Genomic DNA, 23,201 nt, shown 5'->3' on the forward strand with positions numbered 1-23,201 from the left:
TCACACTATTAGCAAAATCCAGAAAGCACGCTTAGCTCACTGACATTTGTTCAAAGCGACTTTTCACAAAATCAATAAAGGTTCTAATCCGGCTTGGTTGATAGCGGTCTCGATGGTAGATCGCTGAAAAGTCCACTTTAGATACCACCCACTCATCAAACACCTGCAACAGTTGCCCGTCATTCAGTTCTTGTAAACAATAAATGGTTGGCACGCGAATAATTCCGTTGCCTGACTTCGCGCCTTGTACCAACACTCGCCCATTTTTACATTGCAGCCTACCTGTCACATGCACATCGACTGTTTTCTTGGTGTCGTCCAAAGCTTGAAAGCTCCACTTCCGCACCGAGCCAGTTAAGCAATCATGGTGGATGAGATCTTTCGGATGGTTTGGCTTCCCTTTGCGAGCAAAATACTCTGGGCTCGCGAGCGTTCCCATTTCAATATCCAAGAGCTTTCTCGCAATAAACCCTGCATCTTCAAGGCTCCCCATACGAAAAGCGATATCGAATGCGTCTTCAATCAGATCGACTCGGTTACTACTGAAATCGAGACTGATGCTGATGTCTGGGTAGAGCTGCATGAACTCATTCACTAGATCCGCGATGATCACCTCACCAAGATAACCGCCTACACAGTTTACTTTTATGTCACCACGTACTTCTTCAATATCATCGACAGCAGCAATCAAGGCTTGGTCTATATTATCGAGGGCTTGCTCACACCTCGCGTACAGATCTTGACCCGCGTGAGTCAACCTTAAGGTTCGAGTGGTGCGGATAAACAGTGTCACACCCATCTGCTTTTCTAGGCTACTCACTTGACGTGATACATGGGAACGAGAAACATCAAGCTCCTCCGCCGCTTTAGTGAAGTTACCTAAACGTGCGATAAGAACGAAAGAACGAATATCAGATAGGTTAATTTGATTGAGCATGGCCGCCAGCTTACTAATGAATTTACGAGATACACGCCTTTATTGTTGCACTACAACAACAGTGTTTCAAGTAAAGCGCTATATATCAACAATGCTATTTTCCTTAATATACCTCCACCGCAACGAAGCAAGGCAACAAGCACTTGATTCGAATGCACTTAAACAATACGTCGTAGCCAACCGACGCAATAAAAGTACAGAGGAAATAAAAATGAAAAAACTAATCGTAATTACAGGTGCAAGCTCTGGTATTGGTGAAGCAATCGCTCGTCGTCTAAGCGATGAAGGTCACCCTCTGCTTCTTTTAGCTCGTCGTGTTGATCGCCTTGAAGCACTGAATCTACCAAACTCACTATCTGTTAAAGTAGACGTAACAGACAAAGCGTCTTTCGATGCTGCTATCGCACAAGGTGAAGCAAAGTTTGGCCCAGTAGATGCTCTTATCAATAACGCGGGTGCAATGCTTCTTGGTCAAATCGATACTCAAGACGCTCAAGAGTGGAAGACAATGTTCGACGTGAACGTAATTGGTCTTCTAAACGGCATGCAATCTGTACTTGCTCCGATGATGGAACGCAATACAGGTACTATCATCAACATCAGCTCTATCGCGGGTAAGAAAACATTCCCAAGCCACGCAGCTTACTGTGGTACTAAGTTCGCGGTACACGCTATTTCTGAAAACGTTCGTGAAGAAGTTGCGGCTTCAAATGTTCGTGTTACTACAATTGCACCGGGTGCTGTAGAAACTGAGCTTCTGTCTCACACAACATCTCAAGAGATCAAAGACGGTTACGATTCTTGGAAAGAAGACATGGGCGGCGTATTGGCAGCTGACGATATTGCTCGTGCGGTATCATTCGCTTACCAACAACCACAGAACGTATGTATCCGTGAGATTGCTCTAGCACCAACTAAGCAACAGCCATAGAAGCTAATCATCACGCATACATTTGTGAAGTATAAATAGAAAGCGCCACTACTTATTCAGTAGTGGCGCTTTTGTTTTGGTTAAACGCCCAAGGTGGCTGATGCTTGAGCGCCTTTAGTAAACCGAATCGTGGGTTAGAAGTTGTAACCACCGCCGATCATGAATACCCATGGGTCGATATCGACGTCAGTTTTGAATGTATCTGTTGCGGTCTTATATGTTGCTGTTGTTCCGATATCTGCGTACCAAACCGATGCGTTTAAGAACCAATCTTCGTTGATCATGTAATCCATACCAATGTTTGCAGCTAGACCCCAAGAGTCATCTAAAGACACATCCGTTAGACCTGCGTTTTTGCCATTAGCATTTAACCCTTCATCAAAGAACACGGTGTAGTTGATACCTGCACCTACGTAAGGGCGGAAGTCACTGTTCGCTTGACCGAAGTAGTATTGAACCATGAACGTTGGCGGAAGGTGTTTAGTATCAGCAATTTTACCTAGACCATTAACAGAGATACTGTGAGAGAAAGGGCTCGCTGCTAATACTTCAAAACTGATATTGTCAGTAAACATATAGCCAAAAGTAAGGCCAAGCTGAGTATCTGAATCTACTGAAAACTCAAGGTCAGGGTTGTTAAGTACTGCACCGCTGCTGTCATTTGGAGATACTGTTGCAGCACCTGCACGGATGATGAAGTCACCTTCTTTATGAGCAAGAACATTGGTTGACATAAGAGCCGCAATAACCGCAATACCACATACTGTTTTTTTCATTATAATTTCCTTTTGAGGGCTTCATTTTATTGGTGAATGAGTAATCATTTCTTATTTTGCGTGCAAGGTATCATAGAATAACCCTACTTTATTGATGGAAATCAATTTGTGAAAAGTTATGATTATTTATGTAAATTTATATCGACCCGATCACTTTATTCCTTCATTTTATTGACAGTTTTGTAATGCAACTTTCCCGTGCGTCATTTTGTTAATCTAATCCCTTCACTTTGCTCGGATCTCTTTGGATCAAAATAGAGCAAGCCAACTTCCCGCACGCATCAATTTGGTGCGGTTCTACAATAGTCAATCTCGCCTCGTTTAATATTCAATGAGTTACATTTGGCTTAGTGCTTGCAAGTCTATGTTCATAATCACAAATACATTGAGGTTCTGACCATGCAAGACACTCTAACAATCGTTCTGGCCGGCGGTGTTGGCTCTCGGCTTTCTCCCCTCACCGATAACCGTGCAAAACCTGCGGTCCCCTTTGGTGGCAAATATCGAATCATCGATTTCACTCTCACGAACTGTTTACACTCTGGGCTACGCCAAATTTTGGTGCTGACTCAGTACAAATCGCATTCTTTGCAAAAACATTTGAGAGATGGTTGGTCGGTGCTTAACCCCGAGCTCGGCGAATACATCACCAATGTTCCCCCACAAATGCGAACCGGTGATAGCTGGTACAGCGGCACTGCCGATGCCATCTATCAAAATTTGTATCTGCTTTCTCGTAGTGAAGCCAAGCATGTGGTGGTGTTGTCCGGCGACCATATCTATCGCATGGATTACGCGCCAATGCTCAAGCAGCACAAAAAGACCGAGGCAGACCTAACCGTGGCGTGCATGGAGGTTTCGATTGACGAAGCCAAAGAGTTTGGTGTGATGGAGATAGACGAGTCTCTACAAATCAATAACTTCACAGAGAAACCACGTTACCCTGCATGTGTACCTGGTAGGCCAACCCGAAGCATGGCTTCAATGGGGATTTACATCTTTGATAAAGAGATACTGACACAGGCGTTATTAGCAGACGCAGAAGATCCAGACTCAAGCCACGATTTTGGTAAAGACATTATTCCTAAGTTAGTCGGCAACAACAGTGTTTACGCGTATAAGTTTGGTGATGAAGAAGGACGAGTGACGCAAGATGCTTACTGGAGAGATGTTGGTACTATCGACTCTTATTACCAATCGAATATGGACCTGTTGAAACCGTCCTCGCCTATCGATTTATACCAACCGGATTGGGCAATTCGCACCTATGAGCCACAACTGCCGCCCGCACGAACCATTGCTTCGGTCGAAGGTAACCAAGGGATATTCATCAACTCGATGATCGCCAATGGCGTTGTGATTGAAGGTGGTTCGGCGCAAAACTCTATCTTCTTCCCCAAGGTAAAAGTCAGCAATGCCGCGATTGTGATTGATAGTATTCTGTTTGAAGACGTAGAGATCGGGCGAAATAGCCATATCCAAAACTGCATCATCGATAAGAACGTGAAAGTGCCAGATGGAACACAAATCGGCATAGATAGTCTTGCCGACGCCAAGCGCTTCCACATATCGAAACAAGGCGTAATAGTGGTGCCCTCTTCTTATCAGTTTGAAGAGTGATACTCCCCTCTAGCGTAGCTTCTTATTGAACGAAAAAAAGACAGCGATTTCGCTGCCTTTTTATATGGTTAGATGTTTTGATCAAAGCAGACGCTTTAGAATGGACCCAACTCAATCATTTGAGCGATCACAACCGAAACCAACGCACCCACTGACCAGAACAAGAATAACGGTAAGAAGAAACGAACCCACTTGGTGTAAGGTACTTTTGCAATAGCCAATACCGCCAACAAGCCACCATTAGTTGGGTAAATATAGTTAGAGATACCATCACCCAATTGAGAAGCCAGTGCCGCAACTTGACGAGTCACTTCACCAATATCCGCCAATGGAATAATGATTGGCATGGTGATCACCGCTTGGCCGCTGCCTGACGGAATAAACAGGTTAATCGCTGCTTGTGAGAAGTAGATACCCGCCGCGGCTACAAGTTTGGAGCTACCAGAAATAATCTGTGCAAGATAGAAGATAATAGAATCAACAATCTTCGCGTCTTCCATAATGGTCAACACTGAGCGAGCGAAGAAGATGATCAGAACTGCCACCAATACATCGCTAACACCTTTGGTCCAATACTCACAAATCTTGTTCGGAGATAAACCCGCAACCAAACCCGGAATAATCGCCATCGCCACAAATGCACCCGCAATCTCGGTAAAGCCGAAACCCATCGTCAAGGTACCGAAAATCATGTATGCGAACACGCCCAAGAATGCGATGCCCGCAAGCTTTTCACGTGTGGTCAGTGTTTTCGCTTCAACATTCGATTCGTAGTGGTAACCCGTACCGTGCAACAAACCTTTGGCCGGATCTTGCTTAACTTTGCGCGCGTAGTTAAGCACATACCACGCACCCGTTAGCAACATGAACATACCAACAATAAAGCGGTACCACATGCCTGAATACATAGGCAGTTCAGCTATAGTATGTGCGATCCCCGTAAAAAATGGGTTAGCCAAAGCTGCGGCGAAACCGGCACAACTTGCCAGTAAAACAACGCCAAGGGCAGTGATCGCGTCATAACCAAGCTTGATACAGATAGGAATCATCAAAGAGATAAAAATGACATCAAGCTCACGCATACCGGTGAAGGTGACGTTGAAGAAGATCGCCGTCATGATCACAGGTGCAATTACGTACAAGCCTTGCTTCTTTAGCTTAGTGGTTAGCGCAACAACGGATGCGTCTAACAAACCCATGTGTTTGATAATGCCAAAAGCACCACCCACAAATACCACAACGCCCATCACGCCAGAAGCGGATTTGAAGCCTTTAAAAAATGATTCGAAAAAAGAGGCTAATGTTGTTGGGTTGCTGGTCAATTGTGTGTAGCTGTCTGGGTCGATAACCGTGCGGCCATTCATGACCACTCGCTCAAATTCACCAGCAGGGATAAAGTAGGTTGCGATTGCAGCAACAATTACCATGATGACCAAAGAGAGAAACGGGTGGTTTACTTCTTTCTCTATCGGCGCTTTGTTACCAGCTTGAGATGTAGGTACGGATGTAGATACCGTAGTCGTCATATAGACTCCTTATTTGTCAGCAACTAAGGATCACTTAGCCGCCGAGAGGGATTTTTGGAAAAACGAAACCCTTCACGCTGAACTAAGTTCGCGCTAATTTAGGCTGTTTCAAAAAGGCCTTTGATAGATGGTGCTCTCAAATGTACATAGTGAAGTAGTGAGCACTACTCTCTTTGCGTCCGAGCAAAATGCAGATGTTCAGCCGAGTCAGGCCAAACTGAATGAGGTCATTACAAGCAGATAAACAGAAAAGTCTGTTTTGGTAATGCGTTTTTTATCAATTACAAAGACAAGCGGCGCATACTAGCACAACGAGTCATTAATTGTCAGAAAAGTGTGAGTTTCGTCATATTTTGGTGAGCAGTAAAAAAGCGCCCAGTAATAAGCTAGGCGCCCTTCTGCAATCGAATCGAGTTACTTAGGCGCTAATTCGTAGTTTTCTTGCATCTCATGAGGGGCAATCCCGTACTCATGATCCGCTAAGTAACCATCCTTATAGACCTTCATTCCCTTCTCATCCCAGCTCACTTTGATCATCGCTGTGTTGCCATCTTCACTGCCTAACAGCTCAAGCATTTCTGTATCAATCTTAATGGCTTTGATGGTTTTAATGCGCTTAAACGGCTTAAATTCAGTGGTCGAGGTTGGCAAAAATCCGTAGCTGCTGATCCACGTATCTTTAGGTACTAGCCATTGGTTGAAAACATCATCAACAATCGCTTTCGGCATGCTTGCGATAACAACAGAATCTGTCATGACGTTGTTTGTCTCTAAGCTGTAACCGCCCTTACCATCTGAAACATAAGTAGGAAAATCAATGCCAATTTCAGACTCGGCAGGTAAACGACCTAAAGTGACCGACTTCTTAACGTAAAGTTCTGCAGTTTCAAATTGCTGCATGATCTCTGGGATGTTCTGAAACTCAACAGGCGCAGCAAAGCATTAAAAGCGAAAGAAATGGAAGCTGCGATGGCAGCCAATTTAACAGGCATTTTCATGGTAACGGTTCCAAATTTAACGAAGCTGTTATGGTGCCCCGTACTAACAAATACCTCAATAATCTGCAGCGGTTTATATTTATCATTGTGATATTGAGTGACGAATTAATAAATAGTTAGTGTGTTATTCAGATCTGTCGGAGCTTTGATGAAAGTTTCAATATGGAGGGGGCAGTTGAGTGTCTATAAATAAAAGTCTAGCGGTAACTGATTTATCAAAAACGAAAGAAGTTAGCCAAGTGACAAGTTCGGAATTATAAAACCGATAAAGAGAGATTCACTGGAAATTCGCAGTAGGTTAGAGCAAATTATCAAGGATGGAGTTTTTTTGAACATGTCTTTAAAACACGAAACATAATATGCGATCAGTTAATCGGACTTTCAAGGGAGGAGGAAGAGATTATTTGATAACACTGAAGTGAATCACACAAGTGTACTTTCTCTATTGGTGAATCTATCCGATGTTTGCTACGTTTAAATGACACAGTCATTGGAAAGGTATGATTTATGAAAATAAACGTTCAAACACATCACGTATCAATTAACGACGACTCACGTAAAGACATCGAAGGTAAATTCGAGAAGATATCAAACCATTTTCCATCACTGATCAGCTGCGACATCATCATAACAAAAGAGCACAGCCAACATCAGGTTGAAGTATTCACCAACTACGAAGGTGTACGTGTAAACGCAAAAGCTACAGATGACGTTATGTATCCAGCCATCGCTTCAGCACTCAAGAAACTTGAAGCTGGCCTAAGTAACCGTAAGGGACAATTGAAAGCAGACCTACACGAGAAACCAACAAGCACGAAGCCTGAGATTGCTTCGGACATCATCCAAGAGATGAAATTGGTATAACTCAATAAGTAGTTGAAGCGCACTAACGAATAGAAGCTTATTAAGAATTTCAAAGCCAGCACATGTTGCTGGCTTTTTCGATCTAAAAGCCAAATAATTCTTCCCTCTTTGCTCCTCTCGAACTTAGAGCAAACCCACATCATTTTTGACTCCGTTAAGTTCTTAGCAGCTATAACAATCACTTGTAGTATTTGATACAGTTATAAACTGAAATTTAGACCACAACGGAGTGTTTATTATGAAAAAAATCGCGCTAATTGTATTTCTGGCAACTCAACTAATGGCTTGTACAGAAGTGGGCAGTGAAGCTTGGTGTGCCGATATGAAAGAAAAGCCGAAAGGTGACTGGACTGCCAATGAAGCCGGTGATTTTGCTAAGCATTGTGTTTTCTAAACACTACTAAGCGTTAATTGACGACACTAAGTGAAAGGCGTGCAACGACGAACTGAGCACTCCACGCAACACAATAACCCCGAATAAGTGAGTTTGAGGATGGAACACCAACTAAGTAATGACTGGAAACGTATCGAATGGGTATTAACCGACGTTGACGACACCCTTACTTGGCAAGGCTCATTGCCTCCAGAAACCCTAATTGCATTACAAAAACTACGAGATAATGGAATTAAGGTGGTCGCAGTGACGGGCGCCTGTGCAGGTTGGTGTGATCATATTGCGCAGCTTTGGCCTGTCGATGCTGTGCTTGGAGAAAATGGGGCTTTCTTACTAGAGAAACAAGATAATGCATTGCAGCTCTCATCTGAAACGCCGCTAGAGCAAGTACGCCAGAATCAAGCCAAACTCAAACAACAAGTTGAAGCTATCTTGCTGAGTTACCCAGACCTATCCCTAACTCTGGATCAATCTTACCGCTTGTGCGAGGTCGCGATTGATATCGGGCAAAACCGTAAGCCTGTTGATCCTGAAATAGTGCAAGCGGTACTCGAAAGAATACACGCTTTAGGTGCACACGCAACGGCAAGTTCGATTCATATCAACGCTTGGTATGGCGAGCACTCAAAGAAAAGCGCAGTGCACCGATTTCTTACTAGTAAAGGCTTATCGCTCGAACAAATCCACAATCAAGCCTGCTATGTCGGCGATTCAATGAATGATCAGCAGATGTTCGAATCACTTCCACTTACCGTTGGCGTGGCAAACATTCAACATTATTGGGATAAGCTAGAGCATCATCCAAGCAAGGTCATGTCGCAGCCTGGTGGCTATGGGTTTGCAGAATTTGTGGATGCGCTGTTGGCAGTTAAAAGCTAGCCCCTTAAAAACGAGTTACGCCCTTCTAACAAGGTTTCAGGTCACTCAATAGACATAAAAAAACGACCGCTAGGTAGACCGAAGTACCTAGGGTCGTTTGAGCTTCAAAATGCTAGATAAGCTCTTAACTTTGACACATCACACAAAACACGCTGCATTGCACCATCTGTCTAAATAAGCTTGTTACGGATGTGGATCACCACCGCTTCTGCAACGATAACCACAGCAAAAATACTCACCAATACCATCGAAACTTTTTGCCACTCAAAAAGGTTCTGTGCATCGTTTAGCACCACACCAATACCACCAGCACCAACCAAACCCAATACCGCAGATTCACGCACATTGATGTCCCAACGGAACAATACGATTGAGTAGAATGCTGGCATCACTTGTGGCCAATAACCTTTAAGCAAAATACTCATCCAAGAAGCACCAGTTGCACGCAGTGCTTCGATAGGCCCCATGTTCACTTCGGCAATTGCTTCCGCTAACAGCTTCCCTACAAAGCCGATACTACGAATGGCAATCGCCATGATGCCTGCGAGAACACCGGGGCCAAACAGTGCGATAAACAACAGTGCCCAAACCAATGAGTTCACTGAACGTGAAGACACAAGGAAGAATTGAGCAACCCAGTTTAACGCTTTATTAGGTGTAATGTTCGGTGCGTTCAACAACGCCAAAGGAATCGCAAACACCAAAGTAAACAGTGTGCCCAATGTCGCGATGTGCAAGGTTTCAATCATTGCAGCGTGGATCGACTCAGGGTAGAACGCGTAGTCCATTGGCACCATGCGCTCAAACATGTCAGCAAACTGTGCTGGCGCGTCGTATAGGAACTCAGGAATCACTTCAACCGTCTGCCAAGACCACACGATGGCACACACAAGGCTAAGGTAAACGGCAAATCGAGCCACACGTTCGTTGGGTGTAAAACGCTGCCACTCTCTATCAATAGATGCAGTTGTCATTAGAAGATTCTCCTAACAATGTTGGAAAGGAATTCGCCTACAAGAATCAGTGCGATGATCGTTATCAAAATAGCAGCGACAAAGTCGTAGTCAAAGCGTTGGAATGCCGAGAATAACGTCCCACCAAGGCCGCCCGCGCCAACGATGCCCACCATGGTTGAGTTGCGCAAATTTGAATCCAACTGGTAGCTAGCAAAGCCAATAAAACGCGTGAATACCTGAGGCATTACCGCATACAAAATTACGCTGATGAAGCTCGCACCGGTCACTTTAATCGCTTCAACTGGTTTAAAAGAGATCTCCTCAATCGCTTCAGCGAACAGCTTGGCGATGAAACCAATGGATGCGAATACCAAGGTCAATATCCCAGCCAGAGCACCAAAACCTACTGCTTTCACAAACAAGATTGCGATTATCACTGGGTGAAAAGAGCGACACAACGCGATAAAGCCACGAATGGGCGTTGATACGATTGAAGGCATCATATTTCGTGCGGCCAGTAAGCCTAGAAACAGTGAAATAACGATGCCAAAGAAACTTGAGATAATCGCAATTTGTAAGCTTTCCGCTAGCCCACTCAGTAGTAGGTTGGTACGCGAGAAATCAGGCGGAAACATTCGAGATAGTAACCGCTCGCTTTCACCAAAGCCGATAATCAAACGCTCAAAGGTAAGCCCTAGCGTCGAGAAGCTGTAAAACAGATAAGCCACGATCCCGGCGATTATCGCACGATTGGTCCATGACACCTTGAATGGGTTTTCATGCTTCGCTGACGCCTGATTTGACGGTACGCTTGGCGATGAGCTTGGGTTTAATCCAGCCATGATTCACCCCCATAGATGATTTTTAGATCTTCCTCAGAAATACCTTCAGGGCTACCGTCGTAATGTACTTTGCCATTACACATACCGATGATGCGCTTGGCGTAACGCTTGGCTAAGTTCACATCGTGAATGTTCACCAATACAGGAATATTTTTCTGCTCAGCGAAAGTTTCCATCAACTCCATGATCTCAACCGCGGTTTTCGGGTCGAGTGATGACGTCGGTTCGTCAGCAAGAAGAATGTAAGGGTCTTGCATCACCGCACGAGCGATACCGACACGCTGTCTTTGCCCGCCCGATAAACTGTCTGCACGTTGGTTTGCAAAGTCTTGCAGACCAACAAATTCCAGTAGTTCAAAAGCTTTTGCTAAATCTTCAGCTGAGTAATTACGACGCCACGCATTCCAAGCGGTCATGTAACCCAGACGACCACTCAACACGTTCTCGATAACCGTTAAACGCTCTACCAAGTTGTACTCTTGAAATACCATGCCGATATGACGGCGCTGTTTACGAAGTGCTTGGCCTTTTAATTGAGTCAGGTCTGCGCCATCAAAAATGATTTCGCCTTGGCTTGGATCGTTAAGTCGGTTGATACAGCGCAGAAGCGTACTTTTACCAGTACCAGATGGACCAATGATCGCGATAATACCCGGCTCATCGATATCTATATTAATGCCTTTAAGGATTGGCTTGCCTGCCACATACTCGTGGAAAAGGTTGTTTATCTTTATTCCTTCATAGCTTGCTACGGCCATACTGCATTTCCTTGTGCGAATTTTAGAATGATCTATGCCCTACCCGCGAGGGCATAGATTTTAGTTGAGGTAAGTGTTTTTAAAGGACTAAGCCTTTCTAAAACTTAATCTTTTAACAGAGAGAAGAATTAACCGTTGTTTGCTTGTTTCGCTAGCTCAGCGGCTTTTTTCTTTGCACGTTTAGCGGCGTCTTTTTCAGCCAGTTTTTTCAGACCTGCTTTGGTATAAGCCGTACCTGTCGCGTGGGCAATGTCACGAATCACGTCCCACTCTTCTTTGTAGCTGATTGGCGAGAAACGGTCTGCACCTTTGAATGATGCACTCATCTCTGGAGTAAAGCGGTAGCTAAAGAAGGCTTCGTTGATCTTCTCTACTAGCTCTGGCTTTAAATTATAAGCGTAACCGAAAGCAGACGTTGGAAAACGCGGGCTACGGTAGATGATCTTCAGCTCAGAATCGTCGACACGACCAGCAGCCACCATACGATCGTATACATCAGATGCCACAGGTGCTGCATCATAGTCTCCGTTGAATACACCGAGAATCGACTGGTCATGCTTACCCGAGTAAAGTACTTTGTAGTCTTCATCTGGCACTAACCCTTTAGCAGGGAATAGTGCACGAGGAGCTAGGTTGCCAGAGTTTGATGATGCAGAAGTGTGTGCAACCTTTTTGCCTTTTAGATCAGCCATAGTATTGATACCGCTGTCTTTGCGCACAATGGTGATCAGGTTGTAGCCTTGGAAACCAGACTCATCACCTTTCACTGCAATTGGAACGTAACCTGCTAGGTTAACTGCGTAGCCTGTTGGACCCGTAGAGAAACCAGCAACGTGCAGTCGACCAGAACGCATCGCTTCTACTTGCGCTGAGTTCGAGTGAACTGTGTAGTAAATCACTCGCTTACCTGTAATTTTACTTAGGTGAGCTTGGAAGTCGGCAAACGCATCTTTGTACAACGCAGGGTCTTCTACTGGCGTGTAAGTAAACACAAGCGTGCTTGGGTCATTCCACTCGTCTGGGTTCTTTGGTGAATCGGCCACCAAATCTTGGTTTTCATCACAGTATCGATCGTCTAACACACCACGGCTAGAGCAGTCGCTTGCCATAGCCATTGAAGGAAGTAGTAATGAGCTAGCGATTAACAGTCCTTTAACACTGATTTTCATATTCAAACCTTACTTTTACTTATTGTTGAAAGTCACCTTCACTATTGCAGTCTTTGTGCCAGATTTTTATTTAAATAATTTCAACAACTTAAATGAAAAACCAAATTCAGCAATAAGTTTTGAGTCATTCATGTCCAACCTAGAAGTAGGTGTTTGGGTCATTTATGTCCTACCAATTTCAGTGGTAAAAAAAGAGCCCGAAGGCTCTTTGGTTCACTGCTTTTTCTCTTATTATTCTTCAATAATCCAGATAACTTAGGCGTCGCTGTCCATGCAGTTAGCGTAATAAGTTACCGTTGCAGGCCAATCGCTGAATACGCCCATCACACCTACATCTTGTGCTAACACATCGAGCATTTTCATCATGTCGCCATCATTGTTGATGCCGTCTTTTACACTCTTGTAATACCAACCACCGCCTTGCGCTAATGGGCCAGAACGCTCAAGCGTCCATGCAATAATGTCGAGGTCCGCACCTTTGGCAAGCTTGGCGTAGTTAGACGCAACCAGTTCGTTGTTCTCACCTAGCTCAACCAAAGCAAACAGAGGTGGCGCAATGATGTTCACACCCGCATCGCGCAGCTCTTTCATGTTTTCAACAGACGCGACAAAGTCCGCTTGCTCATAAACACGGTCATCAAGATAAACCGCTTGTTTTCCGAACTTCGGTGTTTCTTTGATCCAGTACTTCACATCATCCAGATTAAATGACTGCAAGTAAGTCTCCGAAGGCTTGAAACCCGCCTCTTTGAGTTCATCCACCAACTTTTGCGCGTACATCTCTTGGCTGAAACCATTGAAAGGCATTTCGACCGCTGCTGATTTCAATTCAGGCGTTACCTTCACGCCGTGCTCTTTAAATAGTGCTGCACTTTCTGCGTGCGTCATCAGTGTCCCAGTTTGGCTGTAAAGGTCAGTTCTCCAACCCGGTGTGCCATTCATGTACTCTTCGACAGTGGTCGCTTTCGGATTCGCGCCATCCATTTTCCCTTTGAGCGTCTTAAACTCTGCCAACGTGAAATCAGAAGTACGACACTCAACCTGAGCATCTTCACCTGTCGCTGGGTTCGCTGGTTTAAATGGAACTGAACATTTCTTAGCAAGATCAGGGTGTGCCAAGACATCTGTTGTGGTGTGCAGATCACTTTGCGAGTGACGGCATACCAACGCTTTATCTTTAGTAAAAGTGACATCACACTCAACGACACCCGCCCCCATCTGAATGGCAGCTAAGTAGGATTCCTTAGTGTGCTCAGGAAACTGCATTGCAGCTCCGCGGTGCCCAATAGAAAAATCGCTGCGATGAAAAGGCCCTTCGCTACAACTCAGCAGCTTGGTTTTCAAAGGGCTCTCATCCATATTGTTGACTAAAAAGAGGGGACGAGGTCCTAGGTTTGCTGACTCTGTAGCTGCCCATGCTGTCATTGAGCTAACGCCAATTATCAGAGCAATCGAGCCTTTCAGTATTTGCTTCATGTTTGTATCTCCTTGCAACAAGCAATTATTTTTCTAACTTCCTTAATTCGGTCATTCCGATTTTCTCTAAGATGACCTCATGTGGGCTGATGCCACAATGTAGGGATTGCACGCTTTATGCCAAATATTAAAACTCTTTTATTACAATCACTTGAAACCGTTAGTCATTCAACTAAATGATAAATGGGTCATTATTGTCTTGTGCTTTTTTTTTTCGGTTTTCTCTTTTGGCTTTGGTTTGCAGCTTGGTAACTAACTGCGCGAGTTAAGCCTTGAAACTCTCTTTATCCAATTGATGCTTCTTCATTTTTCGATAAAGCGTTTTACGTGGTAGATTCAGCTTGCTCGAGACCTCATTGATATTGCCTGCACTCTCTATCAACGCTTCAGTCAGTACATTCCTTTCGTACTGCTCCATCTGTTTTTCAAAGGCGAACTCTTCTCCTATTGATTCACAAATTGGTGATTGGAGATCGAAGCCATCACCGACAATGCCAAGTACAAATCGGTCGGCGACATTGCGTAATTCACGCACGTTACCGGGCCATTCGTGTCGACATAGTTGCTGAATCTGCTCAGGGTAAATCGTTGATGGGCGTGTCTTGTATTTGTGGCTCGCTTGAATCACAAAATGACGGAACAACACCTGAATGTCTTCTTTACGTTGACGCAATGCGGGAAGGTTTAAGCTAGCAATATTAAGGCGATAGAAGAGATCGGCCCTGAACTCACCCGATTCACTCAAGCTCGCGAGATCAGCTTTGCTGGCCGCTACAACTACAATGTCGACAGGTATTAGTTCGTTGCCGCCAACACGTTCGATCACTCGTTCTTGAATCACACGTAACAATTTGATCTGCACGGCAATCGGCATGCTTTCAATTTCATCGAGAAACAGAGTCCCGCCATTGGCTTGTTCTATTTTGCCGATGCGTTTTTTGTTGGCACTGGTAAACGAACCCGCTTCGTGACCAAAGAGTTCACTCTCAATAATACTCTCGGTCATGCCACCGCAGTTTATCGCGACAAACGGCTTTGCCTTGCGACGGCTAAATTGGTGCAACGCACGAGCAATCACCTCTTTTCCTGTTCCAGTCTCACCATTAATAATGGTATCAACCCCAGTATGAGACAGCGCGAGCACCTGCTTACGTATGGTGTCCATCGCTTGGGATTGGCCGATAACCACAGATTCAATGGGTAGTTCTGTATCCTGATCGTCGTCTAACGTTGCAGGGCTGTTGTGCTGACATTGTGTCAACGCCAAATCTAACTTCTCCACCAACTCTCTGGCATTAAGCGGCTTTTCCAGAAAATCGAAAGCACCCAACTTCATCGCCTCTATCGCCATCGGAATATCACCATGCCCGCTCATCAGCAACACAGGAACGTTAGCTGCCCTATGCTGGATTGAGCTAAGTAGAGTCAAGCCGTCTACTTGTGGCATTCTCACATCACACAACACCACCGACTGACTGTTTGCTTTGAGTGATTTAAGGCCAAGGTTTGGGTCGGTAAAGCTAGTGACACTAAACCCTTCGAGCTCCAACATTTCACTCACTGCTTCAACAACGTCTGTTTCATCGTCGATAAGAACTATGTGTTTTTCTGAATTCATGAGTCTGTGCCTTTTGGTAGAGTGACGATAAAGGTGGTGCCTTGGTGTTCAACTGACTCCACGTGAATCGAGCCGCCAAAGTCTTTAATTATGCTGTATGCGATAGACAAACCGAGCCCGAGCCCCTTACCTGTTGCCTTACGGGTATAAAATGGGTCGAACAGATAAGGGATGTCCTCTTCGGGTATCCCTAATCCATTGTCCTTAACTGCAATTTGAATAGTGTTCGGATGCTCTTGGGTGGAGATGCTGAGCAGAGGCTGCTCCCTATGTTCAACGGCGTCTAAAGCATTGCTGATCAAATTCACCAGTACCTGCTCCAAGCGAATACTGTTAGCACGAACCATTTGGTCACTCTGTGGGGAATACTGAATCGAGACCCTACTTTGCCTAGTTTCAAACAAGTCGATAGCATCACTAATCACCTTTACCAGTTTTACGTTATCAATCTTGCCATCGCTCTTACGTGAGAAGGCTTTCAAGTGACGGGTGATTGCCGCCACCTTATCTAGCAGCACTTCAATCTTTTGAAGATTATCTTCGGCTCTATCTGGTCTTTGCTTACCTAACCACAATTGAGCGCTTCGAACATGGCTGTTTACCGCAGTTAATGGTTGATTGATCTCGTGAGTGATTCCAACACTTAATTGCCCCAACGCGGCCAGTTTTCCTGCTTGGATGAGCTCATCTTGGGTAACACGCAGCTTGGCTTCAGCTAAAGTGCGCTCTTCCACCTCAGCCTCCAACTTACGGTTGGTTTGTTTAACGACTTTGGCCGTGGTCTGAAATACCTTTAAGTACTTAGCCATTTGCGTCACTTCATCTTTGCCACGAATCGCGACTTCGGTATCTAAATGGCCAGTAGAAATCGCGAACATGTTGTCTTTAAGCTGTAATAGCCTTTCTAAAATACTCTTGCGCACATAGAACCATGAGATAGCCGCGGCAGCTAACACACTAAAAAGAGAGAGAAAAAGTGACAAACGTTGGTTGGATTGCAAAGAGTGTTGCGCCTGCTGAATCGACTGATCAATATTGCGGTTCACTTGACTAGTGTTACGTTCGATTTGTACCGTTAACTGATTCAAATGTTCACGGCTGTTTTGTAAGAAATACTGCTCTTGATAGAGGTGATCGAGCGCTTTGTTTTTCAGCCCATACAAGCTGCTATCACTTGAGGCTAGGTTGTAAATTACGGTGAGCTGATGATCCAGCTCTGGAAAGGCACTTCTTAAATCGCCACTTACCCAAAGCTGCCACCATTCTTCCCCTACTTGCTCTAAGCGGTAACTGGTGTAATCCAACTCATTAAAGCTCGAGTCGTTATACAGTTTTTCAACCAAGCCTAATTGGTAGTACAACAGGGATTTTAACTGCGAGTATTGGACCTGATCTTTGGCTGAATCAGGCAAGCTATCGAGTGAATCACTGGCTTGCTGCAATAGCGGGTAAAAGCCTTCGAGTAGATTTCGAAGTTCTTGATTGAGTTGTTCTGACTCAATCTCACTTTGATACAACAGGCTCAGACTATTATTAACTTGGGCGATAAGATCTTTAAAGTAGGAGTGATAATCAGGGAATTGAACCATAACGCTATTCATTACTGATATAGCCTCTTCAATTTTAAGCATCGCCTGTTTGCGCTCTAAATTGGATTCTGCGTCACTGAGTTGTGATGAGGTGGTGATAATCACTCGCACCATGTCGTTCAAGCGTGCAGCGTTATCTAAGGCAGGGATTTCACTCTCTTTTAATTCGACAAGCCTTTGATTTAGGTTGTCAAAGGTGAAGCTGGAAACAACCGAAAGGAAGATGGTGGTCATCGATAACATGGCCAATGCCAACACCAAGCGCAGTTCAATGCCTTTCCAACCAAACCACTTACGACGCGGAATCTTGATCGGAAATGGACGTTCAAAACGATCCTTACTATCTATCACCTCTGAGACACGACTACTCACTCGCCCCACCTTTTTCTCATCAAAAAACCAACAGGAAAGGTCAATGATTCAATCAGTTAGGTGGTCAACCTGACTTAAAGCCACTTCAAATAGTTTTAGAGAAACTATGAAAACAAGAGTAATCATTAACATTTCACATAAAACACCATAACAATTATTTTATAAACCCTAGACTGTCTGTTTTGAGAGAGAAGAAAGTGACGTCACCGACAGAAACGTGATTACTCTATCAATACAAAAAATCGCATAGGCTTTGACCTATGCGATTTCATCAGTATCACGTCAATTTGATGGTCGAGACTCAACGAGTTAAAGAATGATCATCCCATCTCGATAGTTCAGTGCTGGCGAAACATCTTGGCCAAGTAATACAGGGCCGTCGAGGTCGACAACTTCAGATTGAACCGCGATAGGCAGTGCAGCACGCATGGCTAATGAGGTCCCGAGCATACAACCCGACATCAGAGTGAAACCGAGCTTTTTGGCTTCTTCTGCGAGTGCTAATGCCTCTGTTAAACCGCCCGTTTTATCTAGCTTGATGTTGACCATTTCATACTTACCTACCAACGATGGCAGTTGTGAAGTGGTATGGCAGCTTTCATCAGCACACAACGGAATCGGATGCTTGATGTGTGCCAGCGAGGCATCATGCTGCTGTGGTAAAGGCTGTTCGATCATCACAATGTCAAACTCAGCCAGTTGATTAAACAGCTCTTCAAGGTTGAGCCCTGTCCACGCTTCATTGGCATCAAGTACAATTTGAACACCTTCGGCAGCTTCTCGTACCGCACGAACACGTTCAATCACCTGCTCACCATCCAGCTTTACTTTCAGTAACTTTGCGCCATTCTCGACATAATCATGCGCTTGTATTGCCATTGCTTCTGGCGTGCCTATCGAGACAGTCATTGCGGTAACCATTTGCTCTGGCAACTCAAACAAACTATTTGGGAACATCTGGTCATTTTGCTGTGCTTCAAATTCCCAAAGCGCACAATCGACAGCATTACGCGCCGCCCCTCCAGGTAACAAAGACAGAAGGTGCTCTCTTAGCGCTGCGGGATCAGTCATGCCTCGCTCAAACATGGCTTCAAGTGCGCTAGACGCCTGTTGGATTTGCGCCAGCACAGACTCCGATGACTCGCCATAGCGTGGGTAAGGCGTACACTCGCCTTGCGCTTGTTTGCCATCATGTTCAATGTAAACACGAACAACGTGACACTCAGTACGGCTGCCTCGAGAGATGCGAAAAGGCGTTTGCATCGCGATAGTAATGGGTTCTGCTGTAATCTTCATAATTTCACTCGGTTGATGTTCGCTTTAACAAATGGAAACGTAGAAATGATGAAACCGTTAAAGTGAATGTCGCAAATGATCAGTAATATGTTGTACACCAAAACGAACTGGATCCGTCACTGGTACTTGATAAAGTGTGGTCCATTCTTGGCACAATATCTCAGCATCTTCAATGCTAATCGCCGATGTGTTCAGGCAGATACCCACCAGCTTCACATCTGGATTTGTCAGTCGCGCCGCTTGTAAGTTCGCTTCAATGGTCTGCTCTATGCTTGGCAATTGAGCATGAGGAAGGTTGCGAATATGTGGTCGCCCGACTTCATGACACAAAACCAAAGCATCAGCTTGTGCGCCATGTAATAAACCTAAACTCACGCCCGCAAAAGATGGATTGAACAACGAACCTTGGCCTTCAATGATGTCCCACTCGTGATCGGTAAATTCAGGGCTTATCGCTTCAACCGCGCCGGAAATAAAATCGGCAACGACTGCATCAATCGAAATACCACTGCCTTCAATCAAGATACCCGTCTGGCCTGTCGCTTTAAACTGAGCTGATGTGCCCGCTTCTTTAAGCGACTTTTCAATGGCCAACGCCGAAAACATTTTCCCTACTGAGCAATCCGTTCCTACCGTTAGAAGACGCTTACCTTGACGAGGTTTACCATTACCCACGTTCAGGTCACCATCAAAATGGCGTACATCATGAAGCTTAGTCAATCCTCGCTGTTGCATGTCAGCAAGCGGTGAAAATTCACTCAGTCGTTGGTGCATTCCAGATGCAATCTCAAAACCCATTTCTGCTGCTGCCAATATGGTTGGCTGCCATGAATCAGGAATAACACCGCCAGGGTTCGCAGTACCAATCACTAGAGTTTTAGCACCCTGCGTTTGTGCCTCTTGCAAAGTCATATCGGTTAAGCCAAGAGAAACAGTTTCGTCTGTTAAACGCAGTTGGCCTAGACAGATTTCTGGTCGCCATTGGTGAATACCACGGGCTGTTTTTGCGGCCAATGGGTCAGTAACATCCCCAAGAAAAAGAAGGTAAGGTTGAGCGATAGACATGAGCATTCCTAATTAATAAGTCCTTATATGGAATTACTTTAATTAAGAAGTTAAAGGCTGCCGAATACCTATTTATCGACACCCTATAACCTTAGGTTATAGGTTGAGCATGGCTCTTTAATGAAGCAATAAATTGTTTAAAGGAAATCGACTGAGGGGTGTGCTCTGCGCAAAGCATCGAAACCGAAAATTGAATATCCGGTTGTAATGGCAACACACAAATCGACTCATCGTTTTGATAGTGCTCCGCAGTCCAAGGGTCGACAATCGCAAACCCCGCTTGATGCTTGACGAGCTCTGCCGCTGCGCTGTAGCTACGAACTGAAATAGGGTGATGATATCGGCTATCACGAGCAGAAAGATTCTGATGGAGAAGCAAACCAATAGGGTCCCTGCTATCAAGCCCAATGATAGGCAAAGGGTGTTCGATAAGTTCTTCGAGGGTCGGCGCTTCAGATAACGATTCAACCATACCTGCAGGAGCTAGCACCTTAAGAGATTGAACCAACAACACTTCACTTAATATCGCGGGCGGCGTTTCATCGCCAAACGCTATAGCAATATCAAGCTCATGCTTTAATAGCCCAGCACATAGTTCGTCACGGTTGGCTGTCAGTAGTTCAAAAGAGAGTTCTTGCTCGCGAGACATTTGGGCGATCACCGGAGTCAGCAATTTAGTCGCCAGAATCGGTGGCGCACCAATGCGTAAATGCTGATGTCCTTGCTTGACTTTGTTGGTCAAAGAACGAAATTGACCCAGTTGCTGATAGACCTTTTCCGCTTCCGGCAGCAAGGTTTTCGCTTCAACCGTTGGTACTAAGCGCCCTTTAACTCGTTCGAATAAACCAAACCCGAGTTGTTGCTCAGTGTGCGCCAAAATACGGGTCACGTTAGGTTGCGATACATGCAAACTGCGCGCGGCTCCAGATACGGTTCCGGTCTGCATAATGGCGTAAAAGACTTCCAACTGTCTTAGGTTCAAATCAGTATCCTTTGGATTCACAAGCTAGATTAAGCAGCTAGAGATACTAGCATATAGCAAGTATGCATCCAGATAGAATGACACCAAATACAAAAAATCGCATAGGCCCCCACCCATGCGATTTTTATTTAAAATCCTCTCAGTAAAGTAAGGGTTATTTCCCCAAAACAACCATCACTTTACGTTTTTTATCTCCAGAGAAAGGACGACGACCATGCATAGCAAGGTTATTATCAACTAGCGCTACATCACCAGCCTGCCAGTTAAGATCAAATGACAACTCTTCGGAGATCTTAGAAATCGTCTCTAAAAATGACTTAGGCATTTCAGAATCATCTCCAAAGCACAAAGCCTTTACAGGGTTCTCTTTAACGCCTTCCCAACCCTCGAATGCAGCAATAATTTGATTGAAGAACACCTTGCGACCATCAGCGACAGTTTTGATCCCCGCTAAAGCCCCCGTTTGAGCCAGCAAATCACCATTATCTTGCCACGTCCACGTGTAACCTAGCTCTTTCAATTTCTCTTCAGCTTGTTGCTCGTTTTCCACGCTTAGGGTACTTAGCCAACTACGACCTTGTGCTGACTCTGCACTATCACCCCCCGGCATAGTCGTCGTGTACTTAATTCCAACTTCTTCTAGCTTATTTGTTAGTTCAGGCTCAGCTTTGATTAGCTCGTTATAGATCATATCTGAACGACATAATACAGTTGCCCCACCCTGCTCTGCTGGGCTCTCACAAAATAGTGAAATACGGTTTGGATAAATAGGTGTTTGTGCCATTTCGTTGTGCAAGTTAATCGCAACTTCTTTAGGTCCTTCATTAGCTGTGAAGACAAGATCTGTAAAGTTGATACGCACTGCGTTCGACAATGACTCTTTATAGGTAAAATTCTCGTAACCGAACGAGGCAAAAAATGCATCATAGCTTTCAGCATCCACAACAGGGAAACCACGAAATAGAATAGCCCCAGTGCAAAGCAGCTCCGCTTCCAAGTGCTCACGGTGCTCTTCAATCCATGCTTTCGCTTCTGCCAGTGTTGTCACTGAGCCATCATTTTCAATGATCGTTGGAAAATTGCTTACTTCAAACTCTAGTGTTTCTGTGATTTTATTTAGTACGCCCATGATTAGTCCCTTAATCGTAAATTGGTGAAAAGTGGTTAAACGCAGCTTCGCAGAAATCGCCAGGATCATTGAATCGGCGGTTAATGTTCAACGCTGAAATTGACTCCATTTCGCGCTCAGTTAGCTCGAAATCAAAAATAGAAATATTCTCTTTCAAGCGCTCCACTTTTGAGCTTTTAGGTATGATGGTGCAACCACGCTGCACTCCCCAACGTAACGCAACCTGAGCGGGTGTTTTTCCATGCTCTTTTGCCGCATTGACTACAACTTCTTGCTCTAAAACAGATTCCAGTTTGTCTGCCATATTGAGCTCTAAGTAGGATAAAGCGCCAAGTGGAGAGAAGGTTGTTACCGAGATACCATAGCCTTTCGCAAGCTTGATCAAACGCTCTTGCGTTAAGTATGGGTGAGACTCAATTTGTAATTCACTAGGCTTAATCTTTGCGTAAGCCATTAAGTCATTAAGCAAACCTGAATTGTAGTTACATACGCCAATATTCTTTACTAGCCCGGCTTCAGCCAGTTCTTCCATTGCTTGCCAAGTTTCGAACAAAGGCACTGGCTCAATCATCATCTTCGGCTCATCCGCTTGAGGATCAAAGATCCACTCTGGCGGGTAACGAGTTTCAAATGGAACATAGGGCTGTGCGATTGGAAAATGCACAAGATAAGAATCTAAGTAATCCACTCCAAGATCTTGAAGTGTGCGCTCTAAAGCTGGACGCACGTGTTCTTTCTTATGGTAGGTATTCCAAAGCTTTGACGTTATCCAAAGATCCTCACGCTTCACTATGCCATCTTCAATCGCGCGCTTAATACCCTGGCCCACTTCTTTCTCGTTACCATAGTCACATGCGCTATCAAGTAATCGATAACCAATTTTAATCGCGTTATAAACCGTTTCGGCACATTGATCTTTTTCAATCTTCCACAACCCTAAACCTACTTTAGGGATTCCGTAGTTGTCGCTCATTGTTCTTCCTTTTTACTTATGGCGCTCTATTTTTATTTTTGAGCTTATTTT

General features: G+C 44.7%; 20 protein-coding genes and 1 pseudogene. 5 read left to right on the plus strand and 16 right to left on the minus strand.

Features of this window, described 5'->3' with window-relative positions:
- Positions 1-31: 31 nt before the first annotated feature.
- The gene (locus tag ATB74_RS21080) at positions 32-937 is read right to left on the minus strand and encodes a LysR family transcriptional regulator (protein WP_061019635.1); all 906 of its coding nucleotides are present in this window, start codon (positions 935-937) and stop codon (positions 32-34) included.
- 211 nt (positions 938-1,148) lie between these two features.
- Here ATB74_RS21080 and ATB74_RS21085 point away from each other — a divergent pair, with 211 nt between their 5' ends.
- The gene (locus ATB74_RS21085; RefSeq protein ID WP_010433036.1) at positions 1,149-1,868 is read left to right on the plus strand and encodes an SDR family oxidoreductase; all 720 of its coding nucleotides are present in this window, start codon (positions 1,149-1,151) and stop codon (positions 1,866-1,868) included.
- Positions 1,869-2,002: 134 nt separating this feature from the next.
- Here the strand turns inward: ATB74_RS21085 and ompW are convergent, their stop codons facing one another.
- The gene (gene ompW, locus ATB74_RS21090; RefSeq protein WP_061019636.1) at positions 2,003-2,644 is read right to left on the minus strand and encodes an outer membrane protein OmpW; all 642 of its coding nucleotides are present in this window, start codon (positions 2,642-2,644) and stop codon (positions 2,003-2,005) included.
- A gap of 399 nt (positions 2,645-3,043) precedes the next feature.
- Here ompW and glgC point away from each other — a divergent pair, with 399 nt between their 5' ends.
- Complete coding sequence (gene glgC, locus ATB74_RS21095) at positions 3,044-4,264, plus strand: glucose-1-phosphate adenylyltransferase (protein ID WP_061019637.1); 1,221 nt, start codon at positions 3,044-3,046, stop codon at positions 4,262-4,264.
- Between the two features lie 95 nt (positions 4,265-4,359).
- Here glgC and ATB74_RS21100 read toward each other — a convergent pair whose 3' ends face one another.
- Complete coding sequence (locus ATB74_RS21100; RefSeq protein WP_061019638.1) at positions 4,360-5,790, minus strand: YfcC family protein; 1,431 nt, start codon at positions 5,788-5,790, stop codon at positions 4,360-4,362.
- Between the two features lie 414 nt (positions 5,791-6,204).
- A pseudogene (locus tag ATB74_RS24175) lies at positions 6,205-6,788 on the minus strand (hypothetical protein).
- A gap of 507 nt (positions 6,789-7,295) precedes the next feature.
- Here ATB74_RS24175 and hpf point away from each other — a divergent pair.
- The 3 genes from hpf (at position 7,296) to ATB74_RS21115 (ending at position 8,925) form a co-directional block, all read left to right on the plus strand.
- Positions 7,296-7,652, plus strand: a complete 357-nt coding sequence (hpf, locus tag ATB74_RS21110; protein WP_048659022.1) for a ribosome hibernation-promoting factor, HPF/YfiA family — start codon at positions 7,296-7,298, stop codon at positions 7,650-7,652.
- 238 nt (positions 7,653-7,890) lie between these two features.
- Positions 7,891-8,046 (plus strand): DUF3012 domain-containing protein, encoded by a 156-nt coding sequence (locus ATB74_RS23955; RefSeq protein WP_081090158.1) that lies wholly within the window; start codon positions 7,891-7,893, stop codon positions 8,044-8,046.
- Positions 8,047-8,145: 99 nt separating this feature from the next.
- Positions 8,146-8,925 (plus strand): HAD-IIB family hydrolase, encoded by a 780-nt coding sequence (locus ATB74_RS21115; RefSeq protein ID WP_061019639.1) that lies wholly within the window; start codon positions 8,146-8,148, stop codon positions 8,923-8,925.
- Positions 8,926-9,095: 170 nt separating this feature from the next.
- On the opposite strand, the gene phnE (ATB74_RS21120) is transcribed toward ATB74_RS21115, so the two are convergent.
- The 12 genes from phnE (ATB74_RS21120) to ATB74_RS21175 all read right to left on the minus strand — a co-directional run bounded on the left by phnE (ATB74_RS21120) (position 9,096) and on the right by ATB74_RS21175 (position 23,150).
- Positions 9,096-9,899 carry a phosphonate ABC transporter, permease protein PhnE gene (gene phnE / locus ATB74_RS21120; RefSeq protein ID WP_046224807.1) on the minus strand — a complete coding sequence of 268 codons (804 nt, stop codon included), beginning with the start codon at positions 9,897-9,899 and terminating at the stop codon, positions 9,096-9,098.
- On the minus strand, positions 9,899-10,723 hold the full coding sequence (phnE, locus tag ATB74_RS21125; RefSeq protein WP_061019640.1) for a phosphonate ABC transporter, permease protein PhnE: 825 nt from the start codon (positions 10,721-10,723) through the stop codon (positions 9,899-9,901). Before phnE (ATB74_RS21125) ends, phnE (ATB74_RS21120) begins: the two co-directional genes overlap by 1 nt.
- Entirely contained in the window at positions 10,711-11,481 is a 771-nt protein-coding gene (phnC, locus tag ATB74_RS21130) for a phosphonate ABC transporter ATP-binding protein (RefSeq protein ID WP_060981091.1), read from the minus strand. Before phnC ends, phnE (ATB74_RS21125) begins: the two co-directional genes overlap by 13 nt.
- Positions 11,482-11,609: 128 nt before the next feature.
- The gene (phnD, locus tag ATB74_RS21135; protein ID WP_008216587.1) at positions 11,610-12,650 is read right to left on the minus strand and encodes a phosphate/phosphite/phosphonate ABC transporter substrate-binding protein; all 1,041 of its coding nucleotides are present in this window, start codon (positions 12,648-12,650) and stop codon (positions 11,610-11,612) included.
- 255 nt (positions 12,651-12,905) lie between these two features.
- On the minus strand, positions 12,906-14,126 hold the full coding sequence (locus tag ATB74_RS21140; protein ID WP_061019641.1) for a glycerophosphodiester phosphodiesterase family protein: 1,221 nt from the start codon (positions 14,124-14,126) through the stop codon (positions 12,906-12,908).
- Between the two features lie 265 nt (positions 14,127-14,391).
- Positions 14,392-15,744: a sigma-54-dependent transcriptional regulator gene (locus ATB74_RS21145; RefSeq protein ID WP_061019642.1), complete on the minus strand. Its 1,353-nt coding sequence runs from the start codon at positions 15,742-15,744 to the stop codon at positions 14,392-14,394.
- Positions 15,741-17,714, minus strand: coding sequence for an ATP-binding protein (locus ATB74_RS21150; protein ID WP_061019643.1), 1,974 nt, complete (start codon positions 17,712-17,714; stop codon positions 15,741-15,743). The genes ATB74_RS21145 and ATB74_RS21150 overlap by 4 nt, the downstream gene beginning before the upstream one ends.
- A 300-nt stretch (positions 17,715-18,014) precedes the next feature.
- Complete coding sequence (gene dgcA, locus ATB74_RS21155) at positions 18,015-19,001, minus strand: N-acetyl-D-Glu racemase DgcA (protein WP_061019644.1); 987 nt, start codon at positions 18,999-19,001, stop codon at positions 18,015-18,017.
- 57 nt (positions 19,002-19,058) lie between these two features.
- Entirely contained in the window at positions 19,059-20,066 is a 1,008-nt protein-coding gene (gene dgcN / locus ATB74_RS21160; RefSeq protein WP_061019645.1) for an N-acetyltransferase DgcN, read from the minus strand.
- A 91-nt stretch (positions 20,067-20,157) separates the two neighbouring features.
- On the minus strand, positions 20,158-21,048 hold the full coding sequence (locus ATB74_RS21165; RefSeq protein ID WP_061019646.1) for a LysR family transcriptional regulator: 891 nt from the start codon (positions 21,046-21,048) through the stop codon (positions 20,158-20,160).
- 154 nt (positions 21,049-21,202) lie between these two features.
- Complete coding sequence (locus ATB74_RS21170; RefSeq protein WP_061019647.1) at positions 21,203-22,177, minus strand: TauD/TfdA family dioxygenase; 975 nt, start codon at positions 22,175-22,177, stop codon at positions 21,203-21,205.
- 10 nt (positions 22,178-22,187) lie between these two features.
- Positions 22,188-23,150 (minus strand): aldo/keto reductase, encoded by a 963-nt coding sequence (locus tag ATB74_RS21175; RefSeq protein WP_061019648.1) that lies wholly within the window; start codon positions 23,148-23,150, stop codon positions 22,188-22,190.
- Between the last annotated feature and the right edge of the window lie 51 nt (positions 23,151-23,201).

This window comes from Vibrio splendidus, assembly GCF_001557875.1.
In the GTDB taxonomy this organism is placed as follows: domain Bacteria; phylum Pseudomonadota; class Gammaproteobacteria; order Enterobacterales; family Vibrionaceae; genus Vibrio; species Vibrio splendidus_F.